A 19,373-nucleotide genomic window follows, 5' to 3' on the forward strand; every position below is an offset into this window, starting at 1 on the left:
ACGATGCGGGGAATCAAGCTCTTCCAGGGCTATCTCTGGCACCCCAGGGAGCTCGAGTTCGACCCCAAGCAAGCCCTGCCCCAGCAACTGGGGGTGGGGCTCGAGGAGGGCCCGGTCTACGTGCTGATCGACCCCGTGCGCCCCCCATTCGCCTTTTTCGAAGACGGAACGCCCACCGCGGGGCAGAGCTTTTATCAGCTGACCCTGCTGGTGCGCAGCGAGAGGGCCCCTCACGAGCTCAAAGCCCTCACCCAGCCCGTCAGCGAGGAGCTCGAACCTTACCTCCAGGCCACGCCGCGAGGGGTGGGGTGGTTGCTGCTGGAGGATTTGCGGGAGCTATAGTCGGACGCAAAGCGCGATCAGCTCTCAAAATCGATGTCGATGCCCTCGCCCTTCCCGGCTTTCTCCCCTCCTCGAGCCCGGCGCGGCAACTTGGGGGCACCGGGACCCCTGCGGGGGATGAGGAAGGCCAGGATAAAAGTGAGCAGGCCCGCTCCGGCGGCGATCCAGGCCCACAGGCTGCGGTCGGTGCCGATGCGCACAGGGGGCAGCACGCCGCTCTGATAGGCGGCGGCCTGGTCGTTGGCCAGCACGTCCACGGCGGCGGGGGCGTCGAGGGGAGCGTTGATCGTCCAGGCGCCTCCGCCGGGGCGGGTGGGGCGAAAGTGCCAGGGGGTGAAGGGATCGTATAGGCCCACCGTCACGTAATAGCCGTAGTTGCCGGGGGGGACCTTGGGCCAGACCTCGAGCCAGTCCCCGCTCCGCTGCAGCTCGAGGGCCTGTGAGCCGCCAGTGGGGTCGCGCTGCTCGGCGCCCCAGCCCGTGAGCAAGACGGCCTGCTCCCAGCCCTGCCCCGCCGGGGTTTTGAAGCCCGCTCCGGGCAGCTCCTCCGCGCCGCCGGGGGCGGTGTCGAGGTAGATGCCCACCACCGCCAGGGAAAAGCCCTGGGGGGCTTGCAGGGGATTGGCGTAGCGGGCCAGGCGCACCCGCAGCACCAGTCGCCCGCCGCGCTCTATGGCCTGAAAGCCGGTGAGGTCGGCGAAGCCCACCTCGCTGTAGAGCCCGGCCTGGGGATAGCCGTAGCCCAGGCCGTGGTCGTCGCCAATGCGGTCGGTAAGCAGCAGGGGAATCATGCAGTCCTCAGGCTCATCAGGGCCCGTACCAGTTTAGCCGGGTCGTGCTGGGCGTAGGGGCCATCCTCCAGGAAGTCGCCCCTGAGCACGCGCACCCCTTCGGCCTCGAGGCCCTCCAGGTCCAGCGCGACCGGGTGCTGCCCCTCGGCCTCGTAGCGGGCCAGGCGTTGGTGGCCGATGGGGTGGCTGTGGGCCACGACGATCTCGGGGGCGCGGCCCAGGTGGGCTGCGATGGCGCGGTAGTGCTCGAGGGCCGAGAGCTGATCGGTCTCGCCCTTCTCGCTCATCACGTTGAGGATGTAGCACAGCCTGCCGGGAGCTCGGAGGATGGCCTCCTTGAGCTGGGGGGGCAGGAAGCTGGGGATCACGCTGGAGTAGAGGCTGCCCGGCCCCAGCACGATCAGCTCGGCCCGGCGGATGGCCTCCAGGGCCTCGGGCATGGCCTCCAGATCGGGAGGCCCGGGCGTTGCCGCGCTGCTTTGCCCACCGGGCAGCGCCCGCTCGCGGTGCAGGGCCTCGAGCCACACCCGCTGGATGCGACCCCTGCCCTCGCGCAGCCGGGTCTCGCCCTCGCTGACGCTGCCGTCCTCGCGCAGGGCGCATAGCTTGGCGGGCATGGCGGTAGCGGGCCAGACCGCCCCCCTCAGGCGCAGGATCTGGTTGGCGTTGCGCAGGGCTTCGGCGAAGTTGCCCTCGAGCTCGTGCAGCGAGACCAGCATCAAGTTGCCGAAGGTGTGGCCCGCCAGCTCGCCCCCCCGCTCGAAGCGATAGGCCATGAGGTTGGGCAATCCCGGAGCGTCGGAGAGGGCGGCCAGGCAGTCGACGAGGTCGCCTACCGCCGGGATGCCGAAGCTGTCGCGCAGCCGCCCCGTCGAGCCACCGTCGTCGGTGACGGCCACGATGGCGGTGAGGTTGGCGGTTTCCTCCTTGAGCCCGCGCAGCACCCGCGACAGCCCGGTGCCCCCACCCAGCGCCACGATGCGGGGGCCCGCCTCGAGCTTGCGCCGGATGTAGACCTGCTGGGGCACGGTGTCGGGGTCGGTGAGGGCGGAGAGCATGCTGCGGTTCATCCAGCGGATGCCCTCGGCCAGCAACAAGATGCCCAACCCCAGCCACACCGAGCCGGCAACCCAAGCCGGGGCGTCGAAGGGGCGGGCCCAGTGGACTAGCTCGTAGAACCTCGAGACCAGCGGACCCTCCCAGGAGAGCTGGAGGATGCCCAGCAGCCCCAACAGCCCGCCCAGCAGTGCCACCAGCAGGTAGCGCTTGACCCGCATTCCCGGCAGCAGCCAGCGCCAGCTCTGCCAGCGCAGGCCGATGCGCACGGCCCTATCCCGCACGGCCCACCTCGCCAAGGGAAGGGGGTCGGCCAGGGAGGGGGCTATTCAGCTTTGCCCACATCGCGATGCTCGACCTCTACTCTAAACCTTCCGCTCATGTCCTGGGCCAGTCGTTCGACCACCGCCACGCTGCGGTGGCGTCCCCCGGTGCAGCCGACGGCCACCGTGTAGGCCGCCCGGCCATTCTCGCGGGCCCCTTCGGCGGCCAGGCCCGCCGTGGTCATGAGGGCACGGTAAAAGGGCTCGTCTTCCCTGCGGCTGAAGACGTAGCGGGCTACCGCGGGCTCGGTGCCCGGGAGGGGCTTGAGCTGGGGATCGTAGTAGGGGTTGGGTAGGCTGCGCACGTCGAGCACCAGGTCGGCGTCTTGCGGCGGTCCCCACTTGAAGCCGAAGGACAGCAGCCGCAACACGAAGCCCTCCTCCTCGCCCAGGGCTTTCTCCAGCACCTCCTTGAGCTCTCGCGCCGACTTGTCGGAGGTGTCGATGACCAGGTCGGCCCGGTCGCGCAAGGGGGCCAAGGCGTTCTTCTCGGCCTCGATCTCGCTCAGTAGGTTGCCGGTGCCCAGGGGGTGTAATCGGCGCGAGAGGTTGTAGCGCTTGAGCAGCACGTCGGGGCGGGCCTCGAGAAAGACCAGAAAGGGTCTGAGCTGGGCTAGGGTGGGCTCGAGGTCGTCCAGGAACTTGCGGGTGCGGATGTCCACCACCACCGCCGCCTTGCCGATGCCTCCCTTCTGCAAGGTCTCCAGCAGCGAGGGCCACAGTGCGGGCGGCAGGTTGTCCACGGAGAAGTACCCCAGGTCCTCCAGCGCGAAGTGGGCGCTGGTCTTGCCCGCGCCGGAGAGCCCGGTGATGACGACGAACCTCACTTCACCTCCATCAGCTCCACGTCGAAGATCAGGGCCGAGTTGGCGGGGATGTCGGGGCTGGGGGAGCGCTCGCCGTAGGCCAGCCGCGCCGGGATGATCAGCCGCCGATAACCCCCCACCTTCATGCCCAGCACGCCGCTGTCCCAGCCGGGGATGACCTGGCCCTGGCCCAGGGTGAACTCGAAGGCCTCACGGCCCTCCTGGCAGGAGCTGTCGAACTCCTTGCCGTCGACCAGGCGCCCGATGTAGTGCACCTTGACGGTCTTGCCCGGCAGAGCCTCGGCGCCCTTGCCCACCCTCACGTCCTCGATCTTGAGATCGGTGACGGCCTGGTTGGTGGTTTTGAGGGCCGCGGGCTTGTTCTTGCAGATAGCGGCGGTTTTATCGGCTTGGCAGCCGGCGAGCAGCAGGCTCCCGGCTAGCAGCAGCGTGGCGGCGAAGGTTGGTTTCATACCGCCGAGTATTGTATCGACTCAAGATGAGGCCGTTCAGCTTTTCCAAAGCCAAGCGGCGCTGAACGCCCACGGTTGTCTTGAACCCGAACCGGGGTTAGGCTCGAGCAGCGTGGAAGCGACGCTGACCTACGTTGGAGCCGCCACGGTGCTGCTGGAGGTGGGCGGCTGGCGCTTCCTCACCGACCCCGTGCTCGACCCGCCCGGTGGGGTGTACGCGCTCGAGCAAGGCCCCATCCGGGGCGAGGCGGCCCACCGCCTAAGGCTGCGCTCGCGCAAGCTCACTGGCCCGGCCATCGCGCCCGAGAACCTGCCGCCCATCCACGCTGTGCTGCTCTCCCACGACCAGCACTTCGACAACCTCGACACCGCTGGGCGGGCCTTCTTGCCTCAGGCCGGGCGCGTCCTGACCACGGTTTCGGGTGCTAAACGGCTCGGCGGCAACGCGAGCGGGCTGGCCCCCTGGCAGTCGGTCCAGGTGGGCGAAATCCGCATCACGGCTACCCCGGCCCAGCACGGCCCGCGCATCGCCTTGCCCGTGGTGGGCGAGGTGACCGGGTTTTTCCTCGAGTGGCCCGGCCAGCGGCACGGCGGGCTCTACATCTCCGGCGACACGGTGTGGTTCGCCGGGCTGGCCCAGGTCGCCCGGCGCTTCAAGGTGAGCGTGGCCTTGCTCCACGTCGGAGCCGCCCGCTTCCGCCTTACCGGCCCCATCCGCTACACCCTCGACGCCCGCGAAGCCCTCAAGCTCGCCGAGCGCCTCGAGCCCCGCACCCTCATCCCCATCCACCACGAAGGCTGGTCGCACTTCTCCGAGGGCCGCAGCGAGGTCGAACAGGCGCTCCGGGGAGCCAGCCTCGAGGCCAAGACGCTGTGGCTCGAGCCAGGAGTGCCCACGCGGCTGGAGGTCTGAACGCCCGCCACCCTCACGCCGGCTGCTTCAGCGCGAGCTGCCCGCAGGCCGCCCCCACGTCGCGTCCCCGGCTCCAGCGGATCGAAGTCGGCACGCCCAGGCCCTCGAGGATTGCCGCGAACTTGAGGATCTGCTCCTTGGAGGTGCCCTGGTGGGGTGCGCCCTCCCAGGGGTTCCAGGGGATGAGGTTGAGGTGGGCCGAGAGGCCCTCGAGGTGCTTGGCCAGGGCCCTGGCCTGCCAGGGGTGGTCGTTGAGGCCCTTGAGCATGGTGTACTCGAAGGTCACCCGGCGCTTGACCCTCGCGTAGTAGTGCCGCACCGCCATCATGATCTCCTCGAGGCTGTAGCGGTGGGCGGTGGGGATGATGAGCCTGCGGGTCTCGTCGTCGGGGGCGTGGAGGGAGAGGGCCAACCGCACGCCCAGGTCTTCCTCGGCCAGGCGGTAGATGCCGCGCGGGATGCCCACCGTCGAGAGGGTGATGCGGCGCGGGCTCATCGCCAGGCCCTCGGGGTCGAGCATCCGGCGCACGGCGGTGAAGACGTGCTCGAGGTTGAGCAAAGGCTCGCCCATACCCATGAGCACCACGTTGCGGATCTCGCGCGGGGAGTGCCCTTGGTGGTGCGCGGCGAAGAGGATCTGGTCGAGGATCTCTGCGGCGGTGAGGTTGCGTCCGAAGCCCATCTTGCCCGTGGCGCAGAAGGTGCAGCCCGCCGGGCAGCCGACCATGCTCGAGACGCAGATGGTGCGGCGGCCCACATAAGGCATGTAGACGGCCTCGGTCTTCTTGCCGTCCCACAGCGTGTAGAGGTACTTCACCGAGCCGTCTTTGCTCGCGAAGGCCCTGACCTCGGCGAACTCCGACACCCGATAGCGCTCGGCCAGCTCGGTGCGCAGGGCCTTGGGTAGGTTGCTCATACCCTCCCAGTCCCGCACGCCCTGCTTGTAGAGCCAGCCCGCGATCTGGGCGCGGCGGAAACCCTCGGCGGGGAGGGCGGCGGGCTCGAGGCCCAGGACCGGAGTGCGGGGGTCGGCGGGGGTGCTCACGACCTCTGAGTATAGCCAGCCCGGCGGGCCGGAAGGTGGCGGGCAGCAGGATGCGTCCTAGCGCCGCCGGGGGTCGCTCCAGGCCTCCCAGACCGCTTGGTACTGCTGCGGGCTCAGCCGGGGGTGCTCGTAGAAGCCGGCCTCCAGACGCTGGCGCTGGGCTTCAAAGAGGATCACCGCGGCGGCCACCGAGACGTTGAGGCTCTGCACCATCCCCAGCATGGGGATGACGATGTGCCCGTCGGCCAGGGCGGCGGCCTCCTCGCTGACGCCCCACTTCTCGGCCCCCAGCAGGATGCAGGTGGGCTGGGTGTAGTCCACGGCGCGGTAGTCGGTGGCCTGCTCCGAGAGGCGGGTGGCGTAGATCCTGAAGCCCTGGCCCCTGAGGTGGGCGAAGGCCGAGGGGACGTCGGGGTGAACCCGCAGCCCCACCCACTTGGCGGCGGAGCCGGAGGTGTCGTTGTAGGTTCTGATCTTGCCGACCTCGGCTTCCTCGAGCGCCGGCAACCCCTTCTGGGGTGGGATGGCGTGGACCTCGAGCACCCCCACCGCGTCGCAGGTGCGCAGGATGGCCGAGAGGTTGTGGGGCTTGTTGACCTGCTCCATCAGCACGGTGAGGTCGGGCTGACGGCGCTCGAGCACCGTGCGCAGCTTGTGTTCGCGTTCGGGCGTCACGAGCATTCATTGTAGAACACCGCCCCACCTGCTTCTGGCCGCGTATACTCCCCATATGAAAGCCATCGTGCTCGAAGAACACGGCGGGCCCGAGCGGCTTCGCTGCATCGAGCTGCCCCGACCCCAACCGGGAGCGGGGCAGGTGCGCATCCGGGTGCGGCTGACGGGGGTCAACTACGCCGACGTGCAGGCCCGGCGCGGTGGGTACGACGCGGGCCCCAAGCCCCCCTTTACGCCGGGCCTGGACTGCGTGGGGGTCATCGACGCGGTGGGGGAGGGGGTGGAGGGGCTGAGGGTGGGCCAGCGGGTGATGGCCTTCCCGGTGGGCGGCTCCTACGCCGAGGAGGTCCTGGCCCAGGCCGCCCTGACCTACCCCCTCCCCGACGACCTGCCCGACGAAGCCGTCGCGGGCCTCACCGTGCTGGTCACGGCGTACAACGTGCTCACCTGGGCCGGTCGGCTGCAGGCGGGCGAGAGCGTGCTGGTGCAGGCGGCGGCGGGAGGGGTGGGCAGCACGGCGGTGCAACTGGCCCGCTCCTTGGGGGCAGGGCAGGTGATCGGGGTGGTGGGGAGCGAGGCCAAGGTCGAGGTGGCGCGGCGGCTAGGGGCTGATGCGGTGCTGGTGGGCTACGAGGGCTTCGCCCAGAAGGTGCTCGAGCTGACCCAGGGCATGGGGGCCGAGCTGATCCTCGACTCGGTCTCGGGTCCGGTGTTCGAGGAGGGGATGCGTTGCTTGGCCCCCTTTGGCCGCCTGGTGGTCTACGGGCACGCGGGCGGGCAGGCCGGCAGCTTCGAGACACGCCCTTTGCACCGGCAGACCAAGGCGGTGATCGGCTACAGCAGCGGGCACTACCGGCGCTCGAGGCCCCAATTGCTCAGGCCCAGCGTCGAGGCCGTGCTGGGGCACTTGCGGCGGGGGGAGGTGCGGCTGGAGATCGGCGCGCGCTTCCCTTTGGAAAAGGCCAGCGAAGCCCACGCCCTGGTGGAGAGCCGCCAGAGCGTGGGCAAGGTTCTGCTCTACCCGTGAGGTTGGAGGTGACATGATCCGGGTTCGAGCCACCGTACTGCCAGGGCACGGCGTCGCTTCGGGCCGCTCGGGCAACCCGCGCTTTCCGGGCGGGACCATCGCCATGCAGAAGCCCTTTTTTCTCGAGCGCGGCCTGGACCTCAGCCCTTTCTACCCCGGCACGCTCAACCTCTCCATCGCGCCCTGCCGCTACCGGGTGATGCGGGCCAGGCACACCTTTCGCGACGTGCGGTGGGCTGAGGCCGAGCCGCCAGAAGACTTCTCCTTCTTCGACTGCCGCATCTTCTGGAGGGGGCGGCCCCACACCGGGCTGGTCTACTACCCTCACCCCGAGACCAAGCCTAAGCATTTCCAGCCACCGGACGTGCTCGAGGTGCTGGCCCCGCGGCTGGAGGGGCTGGGGTATGGCGACGTGGTGGAGCTCGAGCTCGACCCCATTCAAATCGCCGTGGACTGCTGAGCCTTCACCCGCTCAAACCTCCCGTTCGGTGCGGGAGAGCGGCCAGCTCGAGACCTCGTCGAGGGCGGCCACCTCGTCACGACTGAGTTGCAAGCCAGCGGCGGGCATGAGGTCGCCGAGCTGGGCCACGCTGTTGGCTCCGACGATGGGCGCGGTTACGTAGGGCTTGGAAAGCAGCCAGGCCAAGGCCACCTGGGCGGGGTGGACACCCCGGCCCGCGGCGACCTCGAGCACCTTGTCCAGGATGGCCCAGTTCTGCTCGTTCATGCGGTTGCTGGCGATGCCCTGAGCCCGCACGCTTTGGGGCAACTCCTCTCCACGCCGGTACTTGCCGGTGAGGAAGCCGCCGGCCAGCGGGCTGTAGGGGATCACGCCCAGGCCGTAGACCTCGCACACCCTAGCGATCTCGCGCTCGAAGTTGGCGCGGGTGGGCTGCACCAGCGAGTATTCCGGTTGGAGCGAGACGAAGGCCTCATAGCCGTGCTTATCCGAGGCCCACAGCGCCTGCATCAAGCGCCAGGCCGAGAAGTTCGAGCAACCGATGTAGCGTACCCAGCCCCGGCGCACCAGGTCGGTGAGGGCGGAGAGGGTTTCCTCGATGGGCACCTGATTATCTACCCAGTGCACCTGGTAGAGGTCGATGTAGTCGGTTTGCAGGCGGCGCAGCGAGTCCTCGGCAGCCCGTAAGATCCACTTGCGCGACAAGCCCTCGCGCTGAAGGGGATGGTTGCGCCCCTCGGAGCCGTTTTGGCCCATGGGCCCGCGCACCTTGGTGGCGATGAGCACCCGGTCGCGGTTGCCCCGACTCTTCAACCAGCGCCCGATGATCTCCTCCGAGACCCCGCCGGGGTTATTGGGCGTCCAGTTGGAGTAGATGTCGGCGGTGTCGATGAGGTTGCCCCCCGCCTCCACGAAGGCGTCCATCACGGCATAGGAGGTCTCCTCATCGGCGCTCCAGCCGAATTGCATGGTGCCCAGGGCGATGGGGTGGACGAAAAGGCCGCTCTTGCCGAGTCTGCGGTAGCTCATGGGCGGGATTGTACCGCCAGGGAGGAAGGGGAGCAGGATGAGATGAATTACAAAGGATGGTGCGCCCTCGGCGAAAAGCCCCTAGCCCCCCTTAGCCAGGGGGGTAAACAGAGGGCGTTTCGCATCTTGCGTTTGGCATATCCGCGCCCGGCGTTCAGCTACCGACCATCCCTCAAGCCTTCGTCGGCTCGAGTACGTCCTCCAGCGCCTGGGTGAAGAGCTCGACGGCGGTGTCGGCTTCTTCTTGACTCAGGATCAGCGGTGGGGCCAGGCGCATAGCGCTGGGGCCGGCGCCCAGGACCAGCAGGCCCTTTTCGTAGCAGCGCTGGACCACCTTGTCGCGCAGGGCAGGGTCGGGGGTTTTGGCCCTTGGGTCGGCGACGAACTCGAGGCCGATCATCAGGCCCATTCCGCGCACGTCGCCCAGGCGGGGGAAGCGGCTTTGCAGCGCGCGGAGCTTGCTCATGAGGTACTCGCCCACTACGGCGGCGTTGTCCATCAGGCCCGCCTCGAGCAGGTCTAGGGTGGCGTGGGCGGCGGCCACGCTCACCGGGTTGCCGCCGAAGGTGGTGCCGTGTGCGCCGCTGGGCCAGCTCGAGAGCTCCTCGCGGAAGATCACCGCCGAGAGCGGGTAGCCCGAGGCCAGCCCCTTGGCCATGACCACGATGTCGGGCTTCACGCCCTCGTGCTCGGCGGCCAGGAAGCGACCGGTGCGGCCCGCGCCGGTCTGCACCTCGTCGAGCACCAGGAGGATGCCGTGCTCATCGCAGACCTCGCGCAGCATTCTGAGGAAGCCCTGCGGCGGGACGACGTAGCCACCCTCGCCCTGGATGGGCTCGACGAAGAGGGCGGCCACCTCCTCGGCGGGGACGGTGTGCTGGAAGAGGGCGTCGAGGCTCTCGCGCAGCAGCTTCAGGCCGTCGGGGTGGCGGTAGGGGTTGGGGTAGGGCAGGTGGCTCACGCCGGGCACCAGGTTGCCGAAGCCCTTGCGGTACTTGCTGCTGGAGGCCGTGAGCGAGAGCGCGCCCATGCTGCGCCCGTGGAAGCTACCGCTGAAGGCCAGGAAGAAGGGCCGGCGGGTGTGGTAGCGGGCCAGCTTCATCGCGGCCTCGATGCCCTCGGTGCCAGAGTTGCCGAAGAAGACCCGGTAGCCCCCGCCCAGCGTGGCGTTCAGTCGCTCGGCCAGGGCGATCTGGGGCTCGGAGGGGATCACGGCGAAGCACAGGTGCTGCAAGCGGGCGGCCTGCTCGGCCACGGCCTGCACTACCTTGGGGTGGGCGTAGCCGGTGGTGTTGACGGCGATCCCGGCCATCAGGTCGAGGAAGCAGTTGCCATCGACGTCCCATACCCACACCCCTTCGCCGCGCTCGGCCATCACGGGGTAGCCGCGGGCGTTGGAGCTGGAGAGCACGGCCCTGTCGCGCTCGAAGAGGGCGCGGGCCTTGGGGCCGGGGAGGGGAAGCTTGACGGAGGGTTTCATGGCAAACTCCTGATTTAGCGCCGTAGCGCGGTCTGGTGGGAGTAGGTGCTCTCGAAGATCTTGTCGGCATTGCCCGCCTCGAAGCCCTCGCGGCGGTGTTCGCGGCGCAGCTCGGACTTGGGCAGATGGGCGAACTGGGGCAGGGGCTTGCGCTCGGCGAACTCCACGTAGGAGCCCGAGATCTTGTGCTTTTCCCCTCCTGCAAATTCGGCCTCGATCATCTCGGCCACGGTCGAGCTCTGGACCAGCAGGCCATCGGGGCTGACCTTGGCCTTGCCGCCTGCGGTGTTGAGCTTGAAGCCGTGGCGCTCGAGGAAGGCGTTGAAGGCGGGGATGGTGTCGTAACCCTCGGGCAGGTTGTGCACGCTGATGGTGTAGTGGTTGAGGTAGTAGCGGTTGTAGATGACCCACGCTGCGTACTCGCTCTCCTCCTGAAGCCGCTGGTAGTCGGCCCAGGTGGGCAGCCGCCACAGCGCTTTGTGCAAGAACTCGTCCACCTGGCGCCAGTCATCGAGGTCGAGCGCGTCCACGGGGTCGGCGGTCACCTCGTCGGTGTAGGAGGTGATGATGGCCTGGGCGGTGGGGGAGAGGTCAGCGACGCGCAGCTCGCTGATGAAGATGCGGGGGAAGGCGGGGCTGGGCGGGCTGTACCAGTGGGCGTTGAGCTTCTTGGCCTCGAAGTTGTAGCGGTCGCGGCGGGTGTAACCGTAGTGCAGGAAGATCTTCTCGAGCGAGGCGATGCCGAGCTGGGGCACGCCCATGGTGCGGAAGGCGATGTGGTCGTTCTCCACGTCCTCGGGGCGGGAGATGAGGCCCTCTTGGATCATGGCTTGCAGGATGGCGGGCACGTCGGGCACGCGCTCCTGGTAGCGGCGCATCAGGCCGTCGAGCACGGCTTGGAGGGTCTCGAGCTTGGCACTCTGGGACAATTGGCTCATGTGTATAATTGTATACAATATTGGGGGCGCGCGGTGTCAAGTTCGGAAAGCCGAAAATGGCGATAGGATTGAGCCAGCGTATGGACCTCGGACAGCTCGCCAAGACCCTGGGCCAGCGCAGCCAGACCACCCCCGAGACGGTGGCGGCGGTGCTGCGCGAGGCCATCGCCAAGGGCATCCTGCGGGCGGGTCAGCCCCTGCGGGGTGAGGAGATCGCCCAACAGATGGGGGTCAGCCGCATCCCGGTGCGGGAGGCGCTGCGTCAGCTCGAGGTCGAGGGGCTGGTGCACTACTACCCCAACCGCGGGGCCTTCGTGGCCGACCTCGACACCGAGCAGATCCGCGAGATCTACGAGATCCGCATGATGCTCGAGGTCGGTGCCCTGCGCCGCGCCGTGCCTAGGCTGGGGCCCGCCCAGTTGCAGCGGGCGCGGCAGCTGCTCGAGGCCACCGAAGCTGCCCAGGACGGCGGGGAGTGGGGCCGGCTCGAGGTCGAGTTCCACGAGGTGCTCTACGCCCTCGAAGACCGCCCCCGCTTAGCCCGCATGATCGACAACCTGCTCAACATCGTCGACCGCTACTGGCACATGCACGGCCTCACCCTCAAGCACCGCACGGTCTTCGAGGGCGACCACCGCGCTTTGTGGCAAGCCTGCTACGAGGGCGACGTGGAGCGCGCGGTGAAGCTCTTGGAACAGCACCTCGAGCGCTCGGCAAACCTGCTGATCGGGGAGCTCGAGGGTAGGGTGTTGAAGTAGGCGGGCGAGGCGTGGGGCGCCGATAGCTGAACGCGTCGGTTTTAGAAATTCGGGAGAGCGCGAGGGGGCTGTAATCCCCCTCCATTCATTGAGGGGATACACGGACCCCCTCGCACCTGCGGTATCATCCTAAGCGGATGCCTACACTGACCATCAAGGCGCAAATCCATGCTGACCCCGAAACGGAACGTATCCTACGGGACGCGATGTTCTGCGCCACCAAGGTCTACAACGGGTTGATGTGGCATCTCCGCCGCCAGCGGGAGGAGACCGGTCGGGTCGATGTGCGCCGCTCCAACCTCAACCGCATCCTGGCAGCGCTGCCGAGGTCCAAGGGCTATTACTCCATCATCACAGGAGAGCGCCCGCAAAAAGCGCCAGCAAGTCGAACACCTGCTGCACATGGTCACCTCGCACTTCGTCCGCGAGTGCGTAAAGCGCAGGGTCAAGGAGATCGCCATCGGCGACCTCACCGGCATCCGGGAGGCCATCGACTACGGGGATCGGCTCAACCAGCGCCTGCACGCTTGGCCGTACCGGAAGGTCATCCACATGATCCGGTACAAGGCCGCCCTTGTGGGGATCACCGTGCGGGACGAGGTGGATGAGCAGAACACCTCTCGCACCTGCCATGTCTGCGGGAGAGTGCGGGAGGCAAACCGGGTTCATCGCGGCTCCTACCGCTGCGAGTGCGGGTGGGCAGTCCAGGCGGACGTGAACGGCGCGCTGAACATCTACGAGCGCGCATTCCAGGTATCTCCCGTCAAGGGGAGTAGTGGCCGTGTGGCGCGGCCCGTGGTCTTGTCATTCCAGCCGGGATGGCATACGGTCCACGAACCTAAGTCCCGGGCGGCTTGATCGCCGGGGATGCCCCCGAATTCATTCGGGGGAGGACGTCACGCCCTACTCCTGCGCCAACGCCCGGCTCTGCTGCCGCAGGCCTTCGATGAGGGGCCGCAGGAGATCGCTCTTGAGCTTCAGGGCCTGCCGGTTGACGATGAAGCGGGTGGTGGAGTGGGCCAGCACCTCGACTTCGACCAGGCCGTTGGCCCGGATGGTGGCTCCGGTGGAGACCAGGTCCACGATGGCGTCGGCCAGGCCGGTGAGGGCGGCCAGCTCGACGTTTCCGGCCAACTCGATGATGTCGGCCACCAGGCCCCGCTCGCGGAAGATGCGGGCGGTGAAGTTGGGGTACTTGGTGGCCACCCGGCGGATGGGGCCGGTGTTGTCGGGGTGACGGATCAGCGAGAGCCGGCAATGCCCCGTGTGTAGGTCTACGGGCTCGTACACGTCGCGCCCGCTCTCCAGCAGCACGTCCTTGCCCACCACCCCGGCATCGGCGATGCCCAGGTCTACGTAGAGCGGTACGTCGGCGTTGCGCAGCTCGAGGATGGCGATCTTGCCCTCCTCACCGTGGATGAGTGCTCGTTCTGCGCCGAAGGGGGGGAGCTCCAGCCCCTCGGCGCGCCAGGCCTCGAGCGCGGCCCGCTGCAAGGCGGCGTAGCCGTCCTTGAGGTTGCGCCCCTTGGGCAGCGCCAGCGTCAGCGCGTACTTCCCGCGTATCATCCTTCCAAGCCTATCAGATGACGCAGGCGGCGTACGACCCAATGTAGCTATCGGCTATCAGCCATCGACCGGGGCAACGCTCCTGGCCCGCTCGAGGGCCTGCTCTAAGTCGGCGATGAGGTCGTCGGGGTCTTCGATGCCGACGGAGAGCCGCACCAAGCCCTCGCTGACCCCGTGGCGCTCGCGCAGGGCGGGCTCCAAAAGCTGGTGGGTGGTGGAGGCCGGATGGGTGGCCAGCGATTCCACGTCGCCCAGGCTTACGGCCTGGGTGAACAGCTCGAGGCTGTCGAGGAACACGCCCGCCGCCTCGCGGGAGGGCAGCTCGAGCGAGACCAGCCCCCCGAAGCCCTGCATCTGCCGCCGCGCCACCGCGTGGCCTCCAGCTTCTCCACGCTCCCCGCGTCGGTGACGATGACCCCGAACTTGTGCAGGGTCTCGAGGAAGAAGCCCTCGGTGCCGCCGTAGAGCGGGGCCAGGTACACCACCTCGTCGCCCGGGCGCAGCAGGGTGAAGGCCAGAGCGCTCACCGCCGCCATGCCGCTGCTGAAGGCCACCGCGTCCTCGGCGCCCTCGAGGCTCGCCAGCTTCTCCTCGAAGGCCCACACGGTGGGGTTGCCGATGCGGCTGTAGATGAAGCCGGCCTCCTCCCCCTCGAAGAGCCTAGCCCCGCGCCCGAAGGAGCCGTAGGCGAAGGTCGAGGTGCTGTAGACGGGCGTGGCGTGGGCGCCCGTTAGGGGATCGGGTCGCGTGAGGGAAGGGTGTTCCCAAAAGGTCTGCGGGGGTCGGGCTCAGGGCTCCTCGAGCCGCCCTTCCAGCGCGATGAAGGGGATTCCCCGCTCCCGGGCGTAGTGGCGTAGGGCGGTGAGGTCGTCGGTCCAGGCCTGCTCTACCCGCTTTCCCTCGGCCCGCAGGTGGTGGGCCATCTGGCGGTCTAAGGCCAGCACGTCGGGGACTTCGGCCTCGCTGGGGAGGCGCAGGGCTTCCATCACCCGCTCCAATCCCACCGTGAAGCCGCAGGCCTGGGGCAGCAGCGTGCCGTCGTAGCGGCCCCCGCCCAGCAGGGGCAGGCCGAAGTCCTGGGTGTAGGCCTGGAAGTTGATGCCGGTGTAGTAGTCGAGGCGGCGGGCGCGGCCTAAGTCGAGGAGGAGTGGCACGTCGGGGAGGAGGGCCAGCACGGCCTCGAGCCAGTCGAGGTCGGCGTGGGCCTTGTCGGTGAGGCTGAGCTTGCGGGCTTCTTGCAGCACCTCGCGCCCGCCGTAGAGGTCGGGCAGGGCCAGAATGGCCGGGGCCGGGCCGCCCACGCGGTAGGCTGCGAGCAGCCCGGCGAGCTCGGGGATGTTCTTGTGGTGGATGGCCTGGCGCAGGCTCTCGACCTGGGCCTGGCTCAGACCGGTGCTCTCGAGCAGGTCGCGCACCAGCGAGGGCAGCCCCACCTCGATACGGGCTTCCTCGAAGCCCAGCGCCCGCAGGGCCTCCCAGGCCAGCTCGAGGATTTCCGCGTCGGCCTGGGGGCTCGAGACCCCGACGAGCTCGACGCCGAACTGGGTGTACTCGCGCACGCGACCCAGCTCGGCGTCGGCCTCGCGCAACCAAACCTGCCCGGCGTACTGGTAGCGCGCGGGGTAGCGCTCGGGCGGGAAGGCTAAGGTCATGTTCGCCAGCGCCGAGGTGAAGTCCGAGCGCAGGGCCAGCACATCGCCGGTCTTGTCCACCAGCTTGAAAGAGCGCTCGGCCAGCACGTGATGGGGGTCGTAGAGCTCGAGCGCCGGCAGCTCGACGAGCTCGTACCCCCAGGCGTGGAACAGCTCGGTCAGCCGCCCGGCCAGCTCGCGCCGCAGCCGGGCTTCGGGGGGCAGGTAGTAGCGGGTGCCTTCGGGAATCATCGCGGATGGTGGATGGCAAAAAGCAAAAGGCTATCGGTCATCCGCCGTGGGCCCCTTGCGCTTTGCCAGGATCTTCACCGCCACAATCTTATCTCGCGCCTCTCCCCGCGCCGGATGGGCCACCCCTTCGGTGGGGGTGATGGCCTCGACCACCTCCATGCCCTCGACCACCTGGCCGAAGATGCTGTACTGCTGGCTGAGGTGGGGGATGGGGGCGAAGGTGATGAAGAACTGCGAGCCGTTGGAGTTTGGGTCGAAGGTGCGGGCCATGCCCAGGCGACCCTTCTGGTCGTAGTTGAGGTAGGGGACGACCTCGAGGCCGAAGCGGTAGCCCGGCCCGCCCGTTCCGGTGCCGGTGGGGTCGCCGCTCTGGGCCACGAAGCCCGGAATCACCCGGTGCCACACAATGCCCTCGTAGAAGCGGTTGAGGGCTAGAAACACGAAGGAGTTGACGGTGACGGGAGCTTCTTTGGCGAAGAGCGCGACCCTGAAGCGGCCCTTGGTGGTTTCAAACTCGGCGAAGTAGTCGTATTGATCGGGCTCGATGACCTGCTGGGGCTGGCTGAAGTGCTGCTTGGGCCTTTCCGATAGGTAATCCAGTGCTTGCATGGGGGCCTCCTACTTCTTCCTGACCAGAATCTGCACGCTCTTGATCCGGTCGCGCTTATCGGGGCTTACGGCCTTGGGGCCTTCGGTGGGGGCCAGTTCGGCCAGCACGTCCATGCCCTCGGTCACCTGGCCAAAGATGGTGTACTGCCCATTGAGGAGGGGGGTGGGTTGGTAGGTGATGAAGAACTGCGAGCCGTTGGAGTTTGGGTCAAAGGTGCGGGCCATGCCCACTACCCCCGCCCGATCGTACCTGAGTTTGGGGCTCGTTTCGAGGCCGAAGCGGTAGCCCGGCCCGCCCGCGCCCGTGCCGGTGGGGTCGCCGGTTTGGGCGATGTAGTCGGGGATGACCCGGTGCCACACAATGCCATCGTAGAAGCGGTTGAGGGCCAGAAACACGAAGGAGTTGACGGTGACGGGGGCTTCGCTTTCGTAGAGGTCGATCAGCACCTTGCCCTTCTTCTCGATCTCGATTTGGGCGAAGTAGTCGAGCTTTTGGGGGTCGATGATCTGCTCGGCCCGCGTGAACTCGCGCAGGGGCTTGTCGGAGCGGTACTCGAGGGGCTGCAGAGAGCGATTGCCGCAGCCGCTCAGGACCAGGACACCCACGAGGCACACGAGCCAGCGCATAGCCGTGTCAGTTTATACCAGCGAAGGGTGTACGTCGTAGGCTCTGGGCAGTGCGTCGGGGATCGATGACTGGACAGCGTAATCTGTGGTGCTAGCGCAACGCCCGAACTTTGCCCCCTCCCAGCAGAACGCTGCCCCACTCGGTATCCTCCAGGCTTTCCAACAGCGCCTTGTGCGAGCGCTCGAGGTGCCGCTCGATGAGCGCGGCGGCCTCCTCGCCCCTGCCCTGCTGCACCAGCTCGATCAGGCGGGCGTGGTCCTCGCGGGCGTGATCGACACCCTGGGGGCGGGTGATCTCGAGGAAGCGGGCGCGGTAGATGCGCGAGAGCACCTGGGCCAGCGACGAGACCAGGAAGCGGTTGCCCGAGAGTCGGGCCAGGGCCAGGTGAAAGTCGGTGGCCTTCTCGAGTTCGACCTCGGGGTCGAGCTCGGTCTCGAGCGTTGCCAGCAGCTCCCGGATCTCCCGCGCTTTGGGTTTGCGCCGGGCTGCCATGCGCACGGCGGTGGTCTCCAGCAGGCTGCGAAACTCGAAGGCCTCACGCAGTTCGTCGAGGTCGATGGGGGCGACGGTATACACCCGCCCGGTGCGGCGTACCAGCCCCTCGCGGGCGAGTTGCTGGATGGCCGCCCGAATGGGCGTGCGCGAGACCGAGAGCAGTTCTTCGAGCTTGCGCTCGACCAGGGCTTCGCCCGGGGGTAGCTCCAGCGACAGGATCGAACGCCGCAGCCGGCGGTAGGCTTCGTCGGTTTGAGGTGCGACCATGCGTGTGGCTATGGTATTCCAAGTCGGTATACCAAGTAAAGGTTGCACGTCGATAACCCATGGCTCGAAAGGCCGAAAAGCACGTATAGCGTATGACCCCATGGCGCTTTGTCCCTTGCGCTGCTCGAGCCTCTTTCGTTAAGGTGCGTGCATGTACGAATTCGCCCTCGCCTTGCACAACCTGACCCGCTGGCTGGTGCTGGGGGTCGCGCTGGTACTCCTCGTCCGTGGGGTTTTGGGGCTGCGCCAGGGCAGCTATGGCGCGACCGACCGCCGTCTGGGGGTGATCTACACCGGCCTGATGGACCTGCAGCTACTGCTGGGCCTGATCCTCTTCGGCGTCAGTCCCTTCATGCGCGCTCTCTTCGCCAACGCCTCGGCGGCCATGCAGCAGAGCTCGAGCCGCTTTTTCCTGGCCGAGCACTGGGTGTTGATGCTGCTGGCGGTGATCCTGGCCCACATCGGCAGCAGCCGCGTTAAGAAGCTCGAGGACGATAGGCTCAAGCACCGCCAGAGCCTGATCTTCTACGGGCTGAGCCTGGGGCTGGTGCTGCTGGGAATTCCCTGGTGGCGTCCGCTGTTGCCGCTGGGATAGCTACAGGCGGCGAGAAAAACATCCCACCGCCATTGCTCACTACCATCAGGGCTTCGAGCTCCCGCCTTCCTCGGGATTGCCCGTGTCCTGTGGGGTAGCTTCCCCCGGTTTGGGTTGCGCTGGGGAGCTCTCCTTTTTATCGGGCTTGGTGGGGTTGCCCACGCTCTTCCAGGCATACGAAGCCCGCAGGATCTCGAGGTCCTTGGCATCGACCACCTTGTCCTGGTTGAGGTCGCCCGGCAGGGTCTGGGGAGGGGGGGTGGGCTTGGCCGGGCTTGTGTTCTGCCCCTCGGGGGCTGGGGGTTCTTGGGCTTTGGGCCCGGGATTTCGGCTTTGTTCGCCGCCTTGCCCCTCTGGCTGGGCGGGTTGTGCGGGCTGCTCCTGCGCGGGTGGAGGCTGCTGGGCGCTCTGGAGCTTCTTGCCCCAGTTCTGTGCGATCAGCAGTAGGGTCTCGAAGCCATACTGGCCCTGGCTGGGCTCGCGGGTGAAGGCATCGGCCTGGGTGAAGAGATTACCGTTCTTGTCGTAGAAAGCCGCCTTGTAACCCCCCGCCATCTGCTGTAGTGGCCGCAGGGCCTTGAGCGGGGTCAGACTGAGGCGGAAGACCTCGAGGTCCTTGCGGGGGGTGACCCAAGCGGCATCGAGGTCCAGGACGCTCCTTTCGGCGTCGTAGCGTAGCACGTAGAGCAGGCCCTCGGCGGCCTTGAAGGTCTCCATGGCCGCTTTGAGGTCCTTGAGCACGAACTGGGCGTGGAAGGCCCGCGATTCTCGCCCCTCCAGCCGCACGGCCATCAAGAAGGGGTCGCTGGTCTCGGACTGGGGCAGGGACAGGGCCACCTTGGGGGGTAGGGGGTCGAGGACGCTGAGGGTGAGCTTCTGGAAGTTGCGCGACAGCGAGGCATCCTCGATGAAGGCCGTGAGCTCGAAGTTGCCCTTCTCCTGGGGCGTGCCGCTGAAGGTGCCGTTGGTGAAAGTGACGCCTTTGGGTAGGGTGCCCTCGAGCTTGAAGGTATGGGGACGCACCCCGCCTTCGCTGCGGAGCTGAGCTGAATAGCTGTCGCCTAGGTAGGCCGGGGGCAAATTCGGCGTGACGATGCGCAAAGCCCCCTGCGAACTGCTGGGGCTGCTCTGCTCCCCACCGCAGGCCACCAGGGTCGAAGCCAGCGAAATGAGAAGCAATTGGGCGAGTTTTGGGGCCGGCATGGGTAAAGTTT

The 19,373-nt window shown here is 67.7% G+C and carries 23 protein-coding genes and 1 pseudogene; 7 read left to right on the forward strand and 17 right to left on the reverse strand.

The genetic code is table 11. The features are described from left to right. Positions 1-3 precede the first annotated feature (3 nt). The gene (locus B047_RS0115295; RefSeq protein WP_018467848.1) at positions 4-342 is read left to right on the forward strand and encodes a DUF3208 domain-containing protein; all 339 of its coding nucleotides are present in this window, start codon (positions 4-6) and stop codon (positions 340-342) included. Between the two features lie 17 nt (positions 343-359). On the opposite strand, the gene B047_RS0115300 is transcribed toward B047_RS0115295, so the two are convergent. The 4 genes from B047_RS0115300 to B047_RS0115315 all read right to left on the reverse strand — a co-directional run bounded on the left by B047_RS0115300 (position 360) and on the right by B047_RS0115315 (position 3,791). After that, positions 360-1,133 (reverse strand): glucodextranase DOMON-like domain-containing protein, encoded by a 774-nt coding sequence (locus tag B047_RS0115300; RefSeq protein ID WP_018467849.1) that lies wholly within the window; start codon positions 1,131-1,133, stop codon positions 360-362. Then, a complete protein-coding gene (locus tag B047_RS0115305; RefSeq protein ID WP_084785025.1) occupies positions 1,130-2,410 on the reverse strand; it encodes a gluconeogenesis factor YvcK family protein in 1,281 nt (426 codons plus the stop codon). Before B047_RS0115305 ends, B047_RS0115300 begins: the two co-directional genes overlap by 4 nt. 104 nt (positions 2,411-2,514) lie before the next feature. Next, complete coding sequence (gene rapZ, locus B047_RS0115310) at positions 2,515-3,339, reverse strand: RNase adapter RapZ (RefSeq protein ID WP_018467851.1); 825 nt, start codon at positions 3,337-3,339, stop codon at positions 2,515-2,517. Further along, positions 3,336-3,791 (reverse strand): FKBP-type peptidyl-prolyl cis-trans isomerase, encoded by a 456-nt coding sequence (locus tag B047_RS0115315; protein WP_018467852.1) that lies wholly within the window; start codon positions 3,789-3,791, stop codon positions 3,336-3,338. Before B047_RS0115315 ends, rapZ begins: the two co-directional genes overlap by 4 nt. Positions 3,792-3,903: 112 nt before the next feature. Between B047_RS0115315 and B047_RS0115320 the strand changes: the two genes are divergently transcribed. Beyond that, positions 3,904-4,704, forward strand: a complete 801-nt coding sequence (locus B047_RS0115320; RefSeq protein ID WP_018467853.1) for an MBL fold metallo-hydrolase — start codon at positions 3,904-3,906, stop codon at positions 4,702-4,704. Positions 4,705-4,717: 13 nt separating this feature from the next. Here the strand turns inward: B047_RS0115320 and rlmN are convergent, their stop codons facing one another. Both rlmN and trmH read right to left on the reverse strand, forming a co-directional pair. Next, entirely contained in the window at positions 4,718-5,749 is a 1,032-nt protein-coding gene (gene rlmN, locus B047_RS0115325; RefSeq protein WP_018467854.1) for a dual-specificity RNA methyltransferase RlmN, read from the reverse strand. A gap of 57 nt (positions 5,750-5,806) precedes the next feature. Then, on the reverse strand, positions 5,807-6,424 hold the full coding sequence (gene trmH, locus B047_RS0115330; protein ID WP_026234958.1) for a tRNA (guanosine(18)-2'-O)-methyltransferase TrmH: 618 nt from the start codon (positions 6,422-6,424) through the stop codon (positions 5,807-5,809). Positions 6,425-6,479: 55 nt separating this feature from the next. Here trmH and B047_RS0115335 point away from each other — a divergent pair, with 55 nt between their 5' ends. Then, positions 6,480-7,451 carry a quinone oxidoreductase family protein gene (locus tag B047_RS0115335; RefSeq protein ID WP_018467856.1) on the forward strand — a complete coding sequence of 324 codons (972 nt, stop codon included), beginning with the start codon at positions 6,480-6,482 and terminating at the stop codon, positions 7,449-7,451. A 13-nt stretch (positions 7,452-7,464) separates the two neighbouring features. Then, complete coding sequence (locus tag B047_RS0115340) at positions 7,465-7,911, forward strand: hypothetical protein (protein ID WP_018467857.1); 447 nt, start codon at positions 7,465-7,467, stop codon at positions 7,909-7,911. A gap of 12 nt (positions 7,912-7,923) precedes the next feature. Here the strand turns inward: B047_RS0115340 and B047_RS0115345 are convergent, their stop codons facing one another. From B047_RS0115345 to B047_RS0115355, 3 genes are all read right to left on the reverse strand, one after another. After that, positions 7,924-8,940, reverse strand: coding sequence for an aldo/keto reductase (locus B047_RS0115345; protein WP_018467858.1), 1,017 nt, complete (start codon positions 8,938-8,940; stop codon positions 7,924-7,926). Positions 8,941-9,112: 172 nt separating this feature from the next. After that, on the reverse strand, positions 9,113-10,420 hold the full coding sequence (locus B047_RS0115350; protein WP_018467859.1) for an acetyl ornithine aminotransferase family protein: 1,308 nt from the start codon (positions 10,418-10,420) through the stop codon (positions 9,113-9,115). 14 nt (positions 10,421-10,434) lie between these two features. Next, positions 10,435-11,358, reverse strand: coding sequence for a DUF1338 domain-containing protein (locus B047_RS0115355; protein WP_018467860.1), 924 nt, complete (start codon positions 11,356-11,358; stop codon positions 10,435-10,437). Between the two features lie 80 nt (positions 11,359-11,438). Between B047_RS0115355 and B047_RS0115360 the strand changes: the two genes are divergently transcribed. Together B047_RS0115360 and B047_RS0115365 are read left to right on the forward strand one after the other, a co-directional pair. Further along, on the forward strand, positions 11,439-12,116 hold the full coding sequence (locus tag B047_RS0115360; RefSeq protein WP_018467861.1) for a GntR family transcriptional regulator: 678 nt from the start codon (positions 11,439-11,441) through the stop codon (positions 12,114-12,116). Positions 12,117-12,455: 339 nt separating this feature from the next. Continuing rightward, positions 12,456-12,974, forward strand: a complete 519-nt coding sequence (locus B047_RS0115365; RefSeq protein WP_026234960.1) for a zinc ribbon domain-containing protein — start codon at positions 12,456-12,458, stop codon at positions 12,972-12,974. 45 nt (positions 12,975-13,019) lie between these two features. On the opposite strand, the gene hisG is transcribed toward B047_RS0115365, so the two are convergent. The 7 genes and pseudogenes from hisG to B047_RS0115400 form a co-directional block, all read right to left on the reverse strand. Beyond that, complete coding sequence (gene hisG, locus B047_RS0115370; protein ID WP_018467863.1) at positions 13,020-13,682, reverse strand: ATP phosphoribosyltransferase; 663 nt, start codon at positions 13,680-13,682, stop codon at positions 13,020-13,022. A gap of 57 nt (positions 13,683-13,739) precedes the next feature. Next, complete coding sequence (locus B047_RS18490; RefSeq protein WP_018467864.1) at positions 13,740-14,036, reverse strand: PLP-dependent transferase; 297 nt, start codon at positions 14,034-14,036, stop codon at positions 13,740-13,742. Continuing rightward, positions 13,940-14,368 (reverse strand): annotated as a pseudogene (locus tag B047_RS18495) (aminotransferase class I/II-fold pyridoxal phosphate-dependent enzyme); the annotation flags it as partial. The pseudogene B047_RS18495 and the gene B047_RS18490, both read right to left, overlap by 97 nt. 102 nt (positions 14,369-14,470) lie before the next feature. Then, positions 14,471-15,565 (reverse strand): ATP phosphoribosyltransferase regulatory subunit, encoded by a 1,095-nt coding sequence (locus tag B047_RS0115385; RefSeq protein ID WP_018467866.1) that lies wholly within the window; start codon positions 15,563-15,565, stop codon positions 14,471-14,473. Positions 15,566-15,595: 30 nt separating this feature from the next. Then, positions 15,596-16,174, reverse strand: a complete 579-nt coding sequence (locus B047_RS0115390) for a peptidylprolyl isomerase (RefSeq protein WP_018467867.1) — start codon at positions 16,172-16,174, stop codon at positions 15,596-15,598. Positions 16,175-16,183: 9 nt separating this feature from the next. Beyond that, positions 16,184-16,801, reverse strand: coding sequence for a peptidylprolyl isomerase (locus B047_RS0115395; protein WP_018467868.1), 618 nt, complete (start codon positions 16,799-16,801; stop codon positions 16,184-16,186). Between the two features lie 91 nt (positions 16,802-16,892). Then, positions 16,893-17,564, reverse strand: a complete 672-nt coding sequence (locus B047_RS0115400; protein WP_018467869.1) for a GntR family transcriptional regulator — start codon at positions 17,562-17,564, stop codon at positions 16,893-16,895. Positions 17,565-17,715: 151 nt separating this feature from the next. Between B047_RS0115400 and B047_RS0115405 the strand changes: the two genes are divergently transcribed. Next, complete coding sequence (locus B047_RS0115405; protein ID WP_018467870.1) at positions 17,716-18,159, forward strand: hypothetical protein; 444 nt, start codon at positions 17,716-17,718, stop codon at positions 18,157-18,159. Positions 18,160-18,204: 45 nt separating this feature from the next. Here the strand turns inward: B047_RS0115405 and B047_RS17030 are convergent, their stop codons facing one another. Then, positions 18,205-19,362 (reverse strand): putative Ig domain-containing protein, encoded by a 1,158-nt coding sequence (locus B047_RS17030; protein ID WP_018467871.1) that lies wholly within the window; start codon positions 19,360-19,362, stop codon positions 18,205-18,207. Positions 19,363-19,373: the final 11 nt, after the last annotated feature.

Source organism: Calidithermus timidus DSM 17022, from assembly GCF_000373205.1.
Taxonomy (GTDB): domain Bacteria; phylum Deinococcota; class Deinococci; order Deinococcales; family Thermaceae; genus Calidithermus; species Calidithermus timidus.